The sequence below is a fragment of the Natronorubrum amylolyticum genome (genome assembly GCF_052040145.1).
Taxonomy (GTDB): domain Archaea; phylum Halobacteriota; class Halobacteria; order Halobacteriales; family Natrialbaceae; genus Natronorubrum.
The window spans coordinates 323,549-337,871 of the sequence record NZ_JBPPFW010000004.1 but is presented as its reverse complement, the minus strand read 5'-3'; the positions used below and the strand labels follow the sequence as shown (position 1 = coordinate 337,871).

General features: G+C 63.2%; 10 protein-coding genes. 6 read left to right on the top strand and 4 right to left on the bottom strand.

Going from position 1 to position 14,323, the window contains the following annotated elements:
• Nucleotides 1-64: 64 nt before the first annotated feature.
• From ACSFDB_RS17260 to ACSFDB_RS17245, 4 genes are all read right to left on the bottom strand, one after another.
• Entirely contained in the window at nt 65-3,544 is a 3,480-nt protein-coding gene (locus ACSFDB_RS17260; RefSeq protein ID WP_440772151.1) for a S8 family serine peptidase, read from the bottom strand.
• 332 nt (nt 3,545-3,876) lie between these two features.
• Entirely contained in the window at nt 3,877-5,097 is a 1,221-nt protein-coding gene (locus ACSFDB_RS17255) for a class I SAM-dependent methyltransferase (protein ID WP_440772150.1), read from the bottom strand.
• Nucleotides 5,090-6,268: a 60S ribosomal export protein NMD3 gene (locus ACSFDB_RS17250; protein WP_440772149.1), complete on the bottom strand. Its 1,179-nt coding sequence runs from the start codon at nt 6,266-6,268 to the stop codon at nt 5,090-5,092. The genes ACSFDB_RS17255 and ACSFDB_RS17250 overlap by 8 nt, the downstream gene beginning before the upstream one ends.
• A gap of 131 nt (nt 6,269-6,399) precedes the next feature.
• Nucleotides 6,400-7,905: an outer membrane protein assembly factor BamB family protein gene (locus tag ACSFDB_RS17245; protein ID WP_440772148.1), complete on the bottom strand. Its 1,506-nt coding sequence runs from the start codon at nt 7,903-7,905 to the stop codon at nt 6,400-6,402.
• A gap of 544 nt (nt 7,906-8,449) precedes the next feature.
• Between ACSFDB_RS17245 and htpX the strand changes: the two genes are divergently transcribed.
• The 6 genes from htpX to radA all read left to right on the top strand — a co-directional run bounded on the left by htpX (nt 8,450) and on the right by radA (nt 14,298).
• Nucleotides 8,450-9,340: a zinc metalloprotease HtpX gene (gene htpX / locus ACSFDB_RS17240; protein WP_440772147.1), complete on the top strand. Its 891-nt coding sequence runs from the start codon at nt 8,450-8,452 to the stop codon at nt 9,338-9,340.
• A gap of 475 nt (nt 9,341-9,815) precedes the next feature.
• Nucleotides 9,816-10,511, top strand: a complete 696-nt coding sequence (locus ACSFDB_RS17235) for a hypothetical protein (RefSeq protein WP_440772146.1) — start codon at nt 9,816-9,818, stop codon at nt 10,509-10,511.
• 52 nt (nt 10,512-10,563) lie between these two features.
• Nucleotides 10,564-10,926: a hypothetical protein gene (locus ACSFDB_RS17230; protein ID WP_440772145.1), complete on the top strand. Its 363-nt coding sequence runs from the start codon at nt 10,564-10,566 to the stop codon at nt 10,924-10,926.
• Nucleotides 10,927-11,003: 77 nt separating this feature from the next.
• The gene (gene pspAB, locus ACSFDB_RS17225; protein WP_440772144.1) at nt 11,004-11,609 is read left to right on the top strand and encodes a PspA-associated protein PspAB; all 606 of its coding nucleotides are present in this window, start codon (nt 11,004-11,006) and stop codon (nt 11,607-11,609) included.
• 281 nt (nt 11,610-11,890) lie between these two features.
• Nucleotides 11,891-13,081 (top strand): outer membrane protein assembly factor BamB family protein, encoded by a 1,191-nt coding sequence (locus ACSFDB_RS17220; RefSeq protein ID WP_440772143.1) that lies wholly within the window; start codon nt 11,891-11,893, stop codon nt 13,079-13,081.
• A gap of 185 nt (nt 13,082-13,266) precedes the next feature.
• Nucleotides 13,267-14,298, top strand: a complete 1,032-nt coding sequence (gene radA / locus ACSFDB_RS17215; RefSeq protein ID WP_440772142.1) for a DNA repair and recombination protein RadA — start codon at nt 13,267-13,269, stop codon at nt 14,296-14,298.
• The last annotated feature ends 25 nt before the right edge of the window (nt 14,299-14,323 follow it).

Here is a 14,323-nt window from a genome sequence, read left to right as displayed (position 1 = left end):
CGGTTCCGTTCGATACGCTTCGGGACAAAAATCGCCTCGTGGCGATGGGAGAGTGCCTCGCTGGCTACGCCTCGAGTGCGTCTGCGCCGTGGGAAGCGACGATTGCTTCGAGGATGAGCGTGACGTCACCGGCGTCGACCTGTCCGTTTCCGTTCATGTCGGCGATCGACTCGTGGAACGTATCGGTCGGTTCGTCACCGGCGAGATACTGCTGGGTGAGCGTCACGTCGTAGGCGTTGACTGCCCCGTCGGCGTTAACGTCGCCAGGCCAGGCCGTCGAAATCGTGCCGTCGACCGGCAGGATGTCGAGCTCACCGTGTTCGTCGTTGAGGTAGGTGTTCGCCTCGTCGAACACCAGTGCGGAGTCGCCGTCGCTCTCGTTGACGAATTCGAACTCGACTTCGGCGAGCGTCGGGGCCGATTCGTCGCTGGCTTGTGCCTGTGCGATCGAGAACGTCCCGTTGTCGTTGTCGACGTTCGTCACGGGGTCTGCGAAGTCGACACCCTCGATGTCGGTGACCTGTACGACGTCCGGATCGAACTGCACCTGCGTCTCGTATCCGGCGACGGCATCGGCGGACGTATTGATATCGACGGTCGTCGTCTCGCCGATCGTTCCGATGTGATCACCCTCACCGAACGTCAGCAGGCCGTCCGGCTGTTCGATGATCGTCACGTTGCTGGAGGCGGCGTCGTCGTCGCTTGCAACCGTAACGGGAGCCGTTCCGGCGTCACTGACGTTGGTCTCCCACGTCAGCGTGATCGCCGTCGTTTCACTCTCCTCGAGTTCGACCGTCGTACTGTCGACCTCGTTGCCTTCGAAGTCGGAGAGCGTCACGGTTTGCGTCTCGTTCTCGGCGTCGACGTTGCTCACGGTGGCGTCGACGGTCAACTCGTCGCCTTCGATCACCGGCTCGTTGGTGTCCGTGATGTCGACCTGGAAGCCGGTTCCGAGATCCGTCTGGAGGTATTCGACGGCGTTCGCCAGAATCGTATCGGCGTCGTCGGTGTAGTCGCCGTCACCGACGAACGTGGTGTATCCCAGGTTCGATGCCAGAACTGTGGCACGCTGTTCGTCAACGGCGAACCCGTCGCCGACCGTCGTGTCAGTTCCGGTTATGGCGGTCTCCGCCAACACGTCGAACCCGGTGTCGTCGAACCAGGTGTGGTCGCCGAACGCCGCAGTGTGGAGGTCGACGCTGTCGCCATCGTCGCCGACACCGTCGAAGATGTCGTGCGTCGCCGTCAGTTCGTAGCCGACCGGCGGCGTGACGAAGTCGTCCTGGAACGTGGCGCTCGGCTCACCCGTGAGCTCGGAGTGAACCGGAATCGCGTTACTTTCCTCGCCCCACTGGTCGAGGTAGACGACGCCGGTAGCCGCGTCGTCGGTGGCGTCGATGAACGCCTCGGCGTTCGACTCGTCTATCTGCTGGACGACGATCACGCCGTAGCCGTCCGTCGCCTCCTCGGCGTCGACGACGGTCGGAGCGTACATCGGCGGCAGCGACTCCTCGAGGGTCGCTGCGACGGTGGTACCGTGCGTGTTGCTGTCGTCGACGACGGCGACGGGAACGTACTCCTCGAACACCGTCGTCGGACCGGTGGCGACGACTGCCTCGTCGTCGAGTCCCGTGACGGTGTGCTCGAGCGAGAACTCGCCGTCGGTGTCCGCGGTCGTTTCGACGGTGATCGTCAGTTCGTCGGTGACGGGACCGTCGAGATCGACCGCCTCGCCGAACTCGACTTCCTCGCCCTCGACGGACAGGGTCGCGTCGTCGGTTTCGTACTCGCCGTCGAGATCGACGGTTACCGTCTCGGCGTTCGCGACATCGAGGGTCACGTCGACTACGTCACCACCTTCGACGCCGTCGGGCTGTCCGTTGATCAGTTCGACGTCGAGCGCGTCGGCGAGTTCGAACTCCTGGACGGTGACTTCTTCCGCTTCGACCGTCACGTCGGTACTCGTGCTCTCGTAGCCGAATGCGTCGGCGGTCACGGTGTACTCGCCTTCGGCGGCGATCAGGCTGTACTGGCCGTCCGCGTCGGTCGTGGTGCTCCCGGCGTCGTCGAGATCGACGGTTGCGCCCTCGATCGGAACGCCGTCGTCGTCGGTGACGGTGCCGTTGACGCCGCTGTCGAGTGCGACCAGGTCGGTCGCGGCAGCGACGTCGATGATCCCGTGTCCGTACTCGGTGTTCGGACTCTCGTTGGGAGCGTGATCCGGTTGCCAGGCGGTTTCTTCCATCGCATCGTACAGCAGTTCGCGATCGGCGTCACCGCCGGAGGCGGCGACCATCAGCGCGAAGGCACCGGCTTTGTGTGGCGCGGACATCGAGGTTCCGGAGTAGGTTCCGTCGTAGCCACCGCCGGGAACCGCGCTCAGCACGTCGACACCGGGTGCCGCTGCGTCCGGTACGACGTACTCGTCGGGCCAGTAGTCCGGTGCGTCCGGATACGCGCTGTCCGTCTCGATGATCTCGCCGCTGGAGAACGACGCGACCTGTGCGTCTTCGTCGACGGCACCGCTCGCGACGTTAGGATAGACGTTACCGGGCGCTCCGCTGACTCCCTGGCCGCTGTTTCCGATCGAGGCGATCAGCACGACGCCGGCATCTCGAGCGTTTTCGGAGGGCTCGATCATCGCGTCGTCGGTGCCGCCCACGCTGAGACTCATCGTGACGACGTCGGCGTCGGTGTCGGCGACGGCCCACTCCATCCCGGCGAGGACCTGAGCGAACGTTCCGCTGCCGTCGTCGTCGAGAACCTTTCCGTGGTAGAGTTCGGCCCCGGGAGCGACACCGTAGGCGGGAACGTCACCGTCGGGATCGTCCGGTCCGACGACGGTTCCGCTCACGTGCGTTCCGTGGCCGTCTCCGTCGTTGGGTTCGCTGTCGACCGGCTCGCCGTTCCCGTCGAACTCGTTCCAGTTTCCGTCGTCGATCTCGAGGTCGGGATGGTCGGTGTCGACGCCCGTATCGAGGACTGCGACACCCGCACCCTCGCCCTGGGTCCCGTGTTGGTCCCAGACCTCGGTCGCGTTGATCATGTCGAGCCCGTACGTGACGCTTTCGTTCGTCGGCTCCGCCGACGGTTCATCCGTCGACTCGGCGTCCGTACCGGCGTCGCTATCGCCACGCTCACCCGTCGTTTCGACGTCGAAGTTCGCGTGGATCGACTCGGCACCGGTGTACCGAAGCACCTCCTCGGGCGACACCTGCGTGGTATCGACCTCGAGAAGGACCGCGTTCGCGATCCAGAACCGGTTGACGTAATCGACACCGTCCGTCTCTTCGGCCCACCGGACTGTGTCGGTCTGCGTTGTCTGTGCGTGTTGTTGCAACTCGCCGACGGCGTCCGCCGTACTCGCCGAGGCGGCGACGTCGGCGCTCTCGAACCGAACCACCATCTCCGTGGTTCCATCTGCCTCGTGCAGCGCCTCATCGATTCGGTCGCCTGTGAGTTCGACATCGTCGAGTTGGTCGTCGGCTGCCGATGCCCCGTCGAGCGTCCCGGCTCCCGCCATTGCCGGGAGTGAGGTAACCATTAACAGCGCAAATACAACAACTATGCTCCGTTGAAGCGTCGATTTCGATCGTTGTCTGCTCATGTATTGGTCGGTGATTCTGCCGTTCTCTGTGGCAGACCACGATCTTAATCCGAAGCTAAAATTAATAAGTAAAAACTACTGTTGTCTGTTGCAGAATGGTTGCACAAGATTAATTACAGTATTATAATAGAATTTAGATTAGGGGATCGGCGGAGATACTTGTGACCGAACCGGCCTCGAGTACGGCTGGTCGATCGCGGCGATCGCTCTCGAGGCAGATCACATCCCCTCAAAATCCCGTTCAGAACCGAGCTAAACGTCGACTGCCGCTATTCGACTCGAACGTCGAGGACGACGTGTTCGACCCCCGCACTGTGGCTCTTCACGCGCCGTCGGTCGAGTACGTCGAGCGTTCGTCCGGCGTCGGCGACCGCCGTCTCGAGTCGCTCTATCGGACGGTCCCACAGCCGCGATGTCGGCGTCGCCTCGTGATAGTGGACGACGCCGCCGGGAACGAGCGCCTCGAGGGCCGTCGGGAGGAACTCGTGTGCCTCGTCGGTTCGCGTCCTGTGCTCGTCGCCATCGGCGCCCGCGACAGCCGCGTCGGCGCTCCCGTAGTACCCCATCACGACCCGATCGGCGTCGATCTCGGTCGCGAGGTCCCGGCAGTCGGTCATGTAGGCGTCGACCCGGTCGCCGACGTCGTTCAGCACGGCGTTCTCGAGCAGGTAGCGAAACGCGGTCGGGTTGATTTCGGCCGCCGTCACCCGCGCCCCGGCGCGGGCCATCGGGAGGGTGAAGTAGCCGATGCCGGCGAACATGTCGAAGACGCGCTCGCCGTCTGCAACGACGTCTCCCATTCGGGCGCGCTCAGCTTGATTTCCGGGCGAGAACATCACCGTTGCGGGGTCGAGTCCGTATCTGGTCCCGTGCTCGGTGTGGATCGTCTCGGTGTCGCGTGCGCCCGCCAGCAGGCGCGTTCGCGGCTCGCGGTGGGTGCCCGCCTCGCCGTCGTTCGCGATCCCCTCGTCGGCCAGCACGCTGTCACCCTCGCCGTGGAGTTCGAGCAGCGCCTCGCCGAGGGCCTGCTCGTCTGGACAGCCCGCCGGAACGGTCACGAGGATCACCGAGCCGATCACGGCCCACGAGCCTGGCACCGACTCGAGTTCCGAATCGCTCCAGCCGCGGTCGGCGAGCAGGTCCTCGAGGTCCCGATTGCGGGGTTCGGGCTCGAGCTGGCGGACGACCTCGAGGACGCTAGTTTCCGCCGGCGGCTCGGTAATGGGGAGTGCGATCGTGTCGGATCCGTCCCCGCGCTCACGGGTCGTTTCACTCCCCGTTCGATCCGAGGGCGTCGCTCCGCTTCGCCCTCGCTCTTCGCGCACGCGCCTCGAGTCGTCGTAGACGCCTTCGGCTCGAAGCGACTCGATGGCGGTTTCGGCGCGCGGTTTTTCGACGATGGCGGCGAGGGGTGCGTCGGCTTGCGCCCGCTCGAGGACGTCGTCGACGGTCGCCGGACCCTCTTCGGGTGTCGGGTCGTCCTCAGGCATCGCTCCCGTAGGGGTCGTACGGCCCGGTGCGTTCGATCTCCGAGTCGCCGTCCGGACCGGGAAGGATGTGCAGTCCGGCGCGACTCTTCAACACGGGGACGGTCTCCGCGTCGGGTTCGAAGTAGTTCGGCCGGGCGACGGTTTTCGCCCGATACGTTTCGGGATCGAGCACCTGCACGGCGTTCTCGTCCTCGATGGTGACGACCGTGGTCTCGACGGCGTCCTCGAGGTCGCCGAGCCTGCGCGCGTCGGGGGAGTTCCCCTCCTCGTAGCTCGCTTCGTAGCGCTCGCCGGTCGTCGCGCGGATGCCCTTGAGGTTGCCGCGGGCGCTGCGGACGATCACTGGCCCCCCATCGTCGTCGTCGAGTTCGATGACCTCGCCGGGTCTGTACGGCGGCAATCGAACGGCGAACGTAACTCGGTAGACCTCGTTGCCGTCGGAGTCCTCCGTGACGAGCGTTTCGGCGTCGTTGACGGTGCCGCCGAACTCCTCGACCATCTTGTTCGAGATCTTCTTCCCGATCTTGTTGGTCGAGACCTTGATGTTCAGGCCGTCGTCGGTCTCGGTCGTCTCCGTGACGAAGGCGTTGCGGTCCCCCGTCTCCTCCATGTCGGCGACGATCTGGTTCGCGATCACCTTCGCTCGCTCGATCTCCTCGCTCGTCGGCGTTCGGTCCTCGGCCCGAATCTGGACGATGCTGGCGTAGTAGTCGCCGGCGATGCGCCCGCAGCGAGTACACGTCTGGCGCGCGATTCTGACCGGGACTGTCACCTGCTCTTCGACCGGGGTTCCGCGCACGACGCCCGTGAAGTAACAGTGCATCCGGATCGTGTTCGGATCGATCTGCTCGGGTTCGACCTGCCAGGCGACGTCGTCGACATCGACGTGAACGGAGAGGGCCTCGCTGACCTCCTCGATGGCGACGTCGGTGTAATCCTGTGCGCCCACGTCGACCCATCGATTTCCGCGGTAGACGGCCCCGCAGGTGGCACAGACGCGAACGTCGATCCGATCCGGCACGTCCACGAAGTCGAAATCGTCGAAGTAACAGGCGTCGCAGAGCTCTACCTCCGCACCCGGCCGCAGCGGATCCGCGGCGTCGGTCTCCTCGGCCGATCGCTCGGGAACGGGGTCCCCACACCGGGGACAGAACGCGCGAGAATCACTCATTATCGCCGATTGGTGGCTGAGAGAGTTAAACGACGCGCTCTGTGCGTTGCGCTCGCTCGAGCGATGCGGGACGAGGAATGGGAGTCGAGTGACGCGGCCGAAAAAGACGGCGGCGGCACCGATAGCCCGGGTTACTCCGCCGCGTCGTCTGCGCTCCCGCTCCGGCGACGGAGCCACTCGAGCGCCGCTGCACCGCCCGCGACGCCCGCACCCGCGGTGAATCCGGGCACGGCCTCTTCGCCGTCGGTTTCCTCCGCGCTACCGGTTCTGGATTCGTTGCCGTCGCCCTCGTCGCCGACGTCCGATTCGTCCGCGTCGCCGGTGGTCGACTCGCTCGTGTCGTCGTCGCCGTTCCCGCCGTGGTTCTCCCCATCGGCGGGTGCGTCCTCGTCGTCGGACTCCTCGGAGCGGTCGTCGCCCTCGGATCGGATGGCGACCAGCGTCTCGGAACTGGCGTAGACTGTCCCGTCAGTGATCGCGACCGTCGGGATCTCGTTCGTTCCGACGGACCACTCGATCTCGCCGGTTTCGGCGTCGAGGGCGTACACGCCGTCTATTTCCTCGGGAACGTCGTCGGGATCGTATCCTATGCCGTCGATCGTCAGACCCGCGTACACGATCCCGTCACCGACGGCCATCGAGGGCACGCGGTACGTGTTCACCTCTGTGTTCCAGAGTTCCTCGCCGGTTTCCCGGTCGTAGCCCGTCCCGTTGTGCGAATCGAGACCGTAGAACCTGTCGTCGGTGATCGGACCCGGATCGAACGGCGCGCGCTCGCAGCTCGCGCGTTTCTCGCCGGTTTCGACGTCGTACAGCGTCGTATACCCGAGCGGCCACATCGAATACTCGTCCGTGTCCGCGCTGCCGATCGCCACGACGTCGTCGGTCGCGACGGGGGAACTCGTCTGGCGCGGATTCGGCTCCATGAATCGACTGTGCTCGTCGTCGCCGACCGGCTCGTCGTCGGTCCAGCGAACGGTACCGTCCTCGAGTTCGAGCGCGAACGCTCGCGATTCGCTGACGGCGAAGACGACACCGCCGCCGACGGCGACGGGCTGCTCGTACAGCGGGTCGCCGTCCGGTTCGAACTGCCACCGTTCCTCGTTGTCGTGTGCGTCCACGGCGTACAGCACGCCGTCGGCGACGACGAACACCCGGTCGTTCGCGATGGCAGGCGACGGAATCGCCTCATCGTACCCGAGATCGGACTGACAGCAGATCTCGCCGTCGTCGCGCTCGAGCTGTGTCAGCCGTTCGCCGCCGACGTACACGAGATCGGCCGTTACCGCGGGCGTTCCGGTCGCACCGATGTTCTCCGTCTTCCACTCGAGCGTTCCGTCCGCGGCGTCGAGCGCGTGAACTTCACCGTCGACCGTCAGATAGACGGTGTCGTCGACCACCGCCACGGGACCACCGTGGTTGTACTCCCAAGCGACAGTCACCGGCGGCTCCGGTTCGGACGATGCGGGAACGACCGGATTGTTCCCCGAGTTTCCGCCCAGTGACGACCAGCCGGGGGATTCCTCGAGCGGTGCCGTTCGGGCCCCGTCGGCGGCTGCGACGCCGGTCGAGAGCAGGCCGCCCATCGCCGTGAGACCGGTGTACTTCAGGACGTCTCGTCTATCGTGTTCGACCATGACGGCGAGAGCTCGGACGCGAGGTCTCTTGCCTATCGTTTCGATAGCATCGTTACGACCGCACTCCCGCTGCGTACAATCGTTGTGAAACTGATAACCGACTATAGTTCGCGAGGCGAACGGTCCGACGCCGGAAACCGAAACCGCTGGTTCACCGATTCTCACAGGTTGAGAGCTCTACACGAAACGAGGGGGTTGCCGGCTGCGCGACCCGCCCTTCCCTCGTCGAGCGGCGAGTACCGCTACCTGGGTGTCGTTCCCGGTTCGACACCCTCGAGAACCCTGGTCACTACCCGGACGGACCGGACCAAGCCCCGTTTCGTCTCTGCCGACGAACGCGTCAGACGCTCGTCAGACGATCGACTCTCCGGTCCCGTCAGACGTGACCACGTCACGGGGTCTCCATGCGAAACGAGGGGGTTCGCCCAACGGTCACGAAAAACATCATTTCTCCGGGAGATCCGGTCTCTCGACGTCGGGACCCGCTCCCTCAATCGAGGGAACCGTCACGGCACTTATTGTATCGGACCCCTTCAGTGTCAGTATGAACTGGCAGGCGGACTGGGGGCTACGGTTTCGGATGTTCCTGACGATGTTTCTGCTCTTCGCGCTGTACATCGTCTTCGCGGGCGTGATGACCGCATACATTACGGGCGGTGCGAACCTGCTCGTCTTCGCGATGCTGTTCGGCGGGATGTCGCTGGTTCAGTACTACTACAGCGACACACTCACCCTCCGCAGCATGGGCGCGAAGACGGTTTCGGCCGAGGAGTACCCACAACTCCACGGCTCCGTCGAACGCCTCTCCCAGCAGGCCGACCTCCCGAAACCGAAGGTCGCGGTGATGGACTCGAACGTGCCCAACGCCTTCGCGACGGGACGCAACCAGAAGAACGCCGCCGTCGCGGTGACGACGGGACTCATGCGAACGCTCGATCAGGACGAACTCGACGGCGTCATCGCCCACGAACTCGCTCACGTCAAGAACAGGGACATGATGGTGATGACGTTCGCCTCGCTGCTCGCGACGATCGCGTTCATGATCGTCCGCTGGGGAGCGTTCTTCGGCGGCGGTGGGAGTCGCGGTGGCAAGGGCGGCGGCGGCATCATGGTCGCCATCCTCGTCTCCCTGATCGTCTGGATCATCAGCTACCTGCTCATCCGCGCGCTCTCGCGGTACCGCGAGTACTCGGCCGACCGCGGCGCGGCCGCGATCACGGGCAACCCCTCCGCGCTGGCCTCCGCGCTCATGAAGATCTCCGGCGAGATGGACAACGTCCCCAAAAACGACATGCGCGAGGAGGCCGAGATGAACGCGTTCTTCATCATCCCTATCAAGTCCGGCATCGTCGGTCGACTGTTCAGTACGCACCCCCCGACGGAGCGACGGATCGAACAACTGCGGGATCTCGAGCGCGAGATGCAATCCTTCTAAGGGTCGCCTCTCGCTACTCGAGTCAACGTTAGACAGCGAGCTCGACGTCGAGAGCGAAAAGGAGAACTGGTATCTTCTGCAAGGGCCCTCAAAATCACATAAAAACAACCAGTCACACCAGTTTACCGATAGCTGAACGCTCTCTATTTTTGCTCGTCCTCAGGGGTGTCCCTTCAAGCTGCTCTACGGTGAGATACTCGCTCTACTTCTTTACCCACCCTCTGTGAGGGTGCCATATTGACTTTCGACAGATGAGGTGAATTATTGATAATAGTGAAACAGATATGGGGAGTTTGTAGAAACTTTCCCGAATTCCATTAGCTATATCACTTACTGATGGAATTTATTAGAAAACTTGTAACATCAATACATTTGATACTAATAGTGTAAAATAGCTAACTTTATGGGGGATAAAAGTAGACGGAGGATACTGAAAGGTAGCGGTGTTGCGATAGGACTATCAACTATTCCCAGTGTGACGACGGCAAACACTGGTACCCAGAATGACGAAGAGAATGAGATAACTATCCACGATAGAACGGTGGTTTCTGACAACGACAGCCAAACAATCACTGGAATCGACATCAGTAAGAAACGAAGCGATGACAAGGAAGGCCAACCTGAACGGAAACGCTTTGTCACCGTCACTGACAAAGAGACTGGATCAGTTTCAATGGAGGAAGTTGATGCCCAGCAGTATGAGGTGATGACCAGCACTGACAGGACAAGTACAGTGGATGCTGCAGTTTCCCCTACGGCTGCTAGTGATGATATTGTCGAGCGGTCAGATGTCTATTCGATGACGAAAGAAGAATGTGATGTCCACGATAATTACAATCATCTGTGGGCTGCTGTTACTGCCGAGTTCACCGACGAAGTCGGCAATCTTAGCTGGGCTTCGGTTTCAGCAGCGCTCATTTCTCTCGTCGGGTCATCAAGTATTACTGGTGGCGCCGCTGCTGTCTTAGTTGCAGCAATCACGGCTGTTGGTGGTCTCGCTGCGATCGTGACTGACACGTATGAGTTAACCTTCGGTGCATCGGAATGGGACCAATCGCTTGTGATCCATGATCAAGCTATGTATTCAGCAAGAGTTGCTCCCGGATATCACAAGGAATACGGCGAATTGACGACGATTTCGGGTTACGTTGGCCATCCAGCCCACGATTAGAGACGCGATAGACCAAAGATTTTTATGACAATAAGAGGGTAGTAAGATTATATTGGCCAGCAGTCAATACGTCTCTCCGAACGCTATAAAATTGCTCGCGGGAATCATACTCGGCGGAGTCGGTCTCGCGGCCGCACTCGAGACGGGCACTGATCCCGAGTCGATATCCGCGCTGGTACTCGTTCTCAGTGCTGGTTTGGGCCTCATCGCAGGCGTTGCGGATGATATCGACTCCCTCAATCGTGCACTCGAACGGGGGTACTGGGTGATCGCCGGCCTCGCGGTCTTTGCCCTGCTGCTGCTTATTTTCGTCGCGGACGGCACCGTGGCACCGCTCGTAATTGGGTTCGCACTCGCGTTCAGTAGTGGTGTCGTCGTGAGCACGATCGCAACGGTCGTCGTCACATCGAGATAGCATCCAGTCGGTCGATTGACTCCGCACTCGAGCGCGAGATGCAATCCTTCTAAGGGAACGCCACCCTCACACGAGATATGGGACTGCTGGACGGACTCCGCGCCGTGCTCGGCCTGCGCGCCGAGACGGACGCCAGACGCGACGCCGACCCCGACGACCTCTTCGGGATGAGCACCGCCTACCTCACGATGGAAGCCGACCTCGGCTACGACTCGCTCGACGTCGGCGCGCTCTGTTTCTCCGGCGTCGACTCGAGTAGCTTTCGCGACGCCGTCGACGAGGTCGAAGCGATCTTAGAGGCCGGCCGCGAGGACACCGGCACCGAGTTCGCGGTCACGAGCGACGACCACGGCTACCACTGGGTCGTCCTCGAGGACTCGAACCCGGAGGACCTGATCACGAGCATGCACTTCGCCGCGGACACGTTCATCGAACACGGCTACGGATCGCGGCTGCTTGCGGCCGTTTTCGCCTACGAAAACCTCGGCGGAACGGCCTACTGGATCTACTCCTTCCGCCGCGGTGCGTTCTACCCCTTCGCGCCCCGTTCCGGCCGGGAACGCGACTCGAGTGCGGAGTTCAAACTCGAGGCGAGCCTGGACGGCGAACTCGAGATCGAACGCGAGAAGGAGTACTGGTACCCGCTGTGGCCCAGTGAGGGCGGGACTCATCCCTGGGAGTGAGTCCGATGCGATGCTCGCATTCTGAGCAAGCCGGCAGCACCCCGGTACCAAATACTGTTGGCACCACCGATATTATGGTCCCGTTCGTACGTCGAAGTACGGCAGGAACCTACCGCCACATCATCACCAACTGCGCCATACACCAGTTGTTGCCACCTTTTCCTGCCGCCCTTTCACGACCGCTCAGCCGCGGCTCGCTCACCGCGACGTCCGACAGTTGACCGGACGCTCGTCGATCGGTGTCGCATCCATTATGTCGGACCGCTGGGTAGGCCCAGCCAGTGAGCCACTGGAACCAGTTCAAGGGAGACCCGCGACGCGCGGGGGTTCGACGCGACCTCGAGGGACCGACTCGCGTGACGGAGGGCTGGACGGCCGACCTCGCCGGACCCGTCGGATCGCCGGTACTCGACCGCGACACCGTCTTCGTGGGGACGAGCGAGGGGAACTGCTACGCCCTCGAGCGCGAGCACGGCCGCGAACGTTGGCGGTTCGAGACGACCGGTGCGACCGACGCGGCACCGGTCGTCACCCACGAGTTGCTGTATCTCGGCGCCGGCGACGTCGTCCACGCGCTCGACCCCGCGACTGGCGAGCAGGTCTGGGTGACGGAGCTGTCGGGTGCGATCGAGTCCTCGCTCGCCCTCGCCGACGGCGTCCTGTACGCCGGACACGGCGCGGGCGTCTCGGCGCTCGAGGCCGACACTGGCGAAATTATCTGGAGCCACGAGACCGACGCGGCGGTCGTCGGTGCGCCGGCGGTCGACAGCGCACGGGACCGGACCAGCAAGCAGGGCTGGGGACAGGGGCCGGACGAGGGAGAGCTCGATCTGTTGTCGCTCGAGGACGCGCAAATGGCGGACGACGACGCACAACCTCACGACCAGGATCGCGTCTACGTCGGGACTGACGACGAGACGGTGCTCGCGCTCGAGGCCGAAACGGGCGAGGAGCTCTGGGATGCCCCGACCGACGGCGTGATCGTCGACGGACCGACGGTCGTCGACGAGCGGGTGTACGTCGCCGACGGGAGCGGCACGCTCGTCGCGTTGCACGCCGACAGCGGCCAGTCGTGGTTCACCTACCAGATTCAGGATTCGTTTACCTCCACGCCGACGGTCCTCCCCGAACTCGATACGACGTTCGTCGGCGCGTCGGACGGCTACCTCCACGTCACCGATACGACGTTCGGCCGGCGCAAACTCCGCGGCTGGCTGTTCGCGAAGAAGGGGGTTGCACTCGACGGCGAGGTCGCCTCGAGTCCCGTCGTCGCCGGCGACATCTGCTGCGTCGGCGACTCCACCGGCTCGCTGTACGGCGTCGATCTCTCCGACGACTGCGACCTCTGCTGGCACTTCAGTCTCGAGGGGCCGATCACGGCGACGCCCGCACTCGCCGAGAACCGGCTGTTCGTCGGCGGCGGCGATCGGCTCTACTGCCTCGAGTGGGATCCCGACGAACGGCGACCGTGACCGTCACTGGACGCTCGATCGCTCGAGTCACTCGGCCGTCTCCTGGCGCGTCTCGGTCTCGTTCGGTTCGCCTTTTCGGATAAATCTGGTGTCGTGATACCTTTTCATCCCGGCGCCGGCCGGCACTTTCACTTTCACTCTCCTGTTAACGAGGGTTTATGAGGTGTCCGGCACAAGCACGGAGTATGCCAACAGCAGATCTTGAGACACTCCCCGGCGTTGGACCGGCAACTGCAGAGAAGCTCAACGAATCTGGATTCGAGTCCTTCCAGAGTCTCGCCGTCGCTTCCCCCTCTGAACTCTCGAACACGGCCGACGTCGGCGAGTCTACGGCCGCGGACATCGTTCGCGCCGCGCGTGACGCAGCCGACATCGGCGGCTTCGAGACCGGGACCACCGTCCTGGAACGACGGAACGAAATCGGCAAACTGAGCTGGCACATCGACGAGATCGACGACCTGCTCGGTGGCGGCATCGAAACCCAGTCGATCACCGAAGTCTACGGTGAGTTCGGCTCCGGGAAATCGCAGGTCACCCACCAGATGGCCGTCAACGTCCAGCTCCCGAAGGAAGTCGGCGGACTTCACGGCTCTTGTATCTTCGTGGACAGCGAGGACACGTTCCGACCCGAGCGGATCGACGACATGGTTCGCGGGCTCCCGGACGAGGCCATCAACGCGGCACTCGAGGATCGAGAGATCGAAGGCTCGGCCGACGATAAGGACGCCGTCGACGAACTCATCGACGACGTCCTCGACAAGATCCACGTCGCGAAGGCGTTCAACTCCAACCACCAGATGCTGCTAGCCGAGAAGGCCAAGGAGTTGGCTAGCGAGCACGAGGACTCGGAGTATCCCGTCCGCCTGCTGGCGGTCGACTCCCTGACCGCGCACTTCCGCGCGGAGTACGTCGGCCGTGGCCAGCTCGCGGACCGACAGCAGAAACTCAACAAGCACCTCCACGACCTCGACAAGGTCGGAAACCTCTACAACGCCGCCGTGATCGTCACGAACCAGGTCGCCTCGAACCCCGACTCGTTCTTCGGCGACCCGACCCAGCCGATCGGTGGCAACATCCTCGGACACAAGTCCACGTTCCGGATCTACCTCCGCAAGTCCAAAGGCGACAAGCGGATCGTCAAACTGGTCGACGCGCCGAACCTCGCCGACGGCGAAGGTGTCATGCGCGTCCGGGGCGACGGACTGAAGCCGGAGTAAGCGACGTCGCTTCGGCGTCGACGGA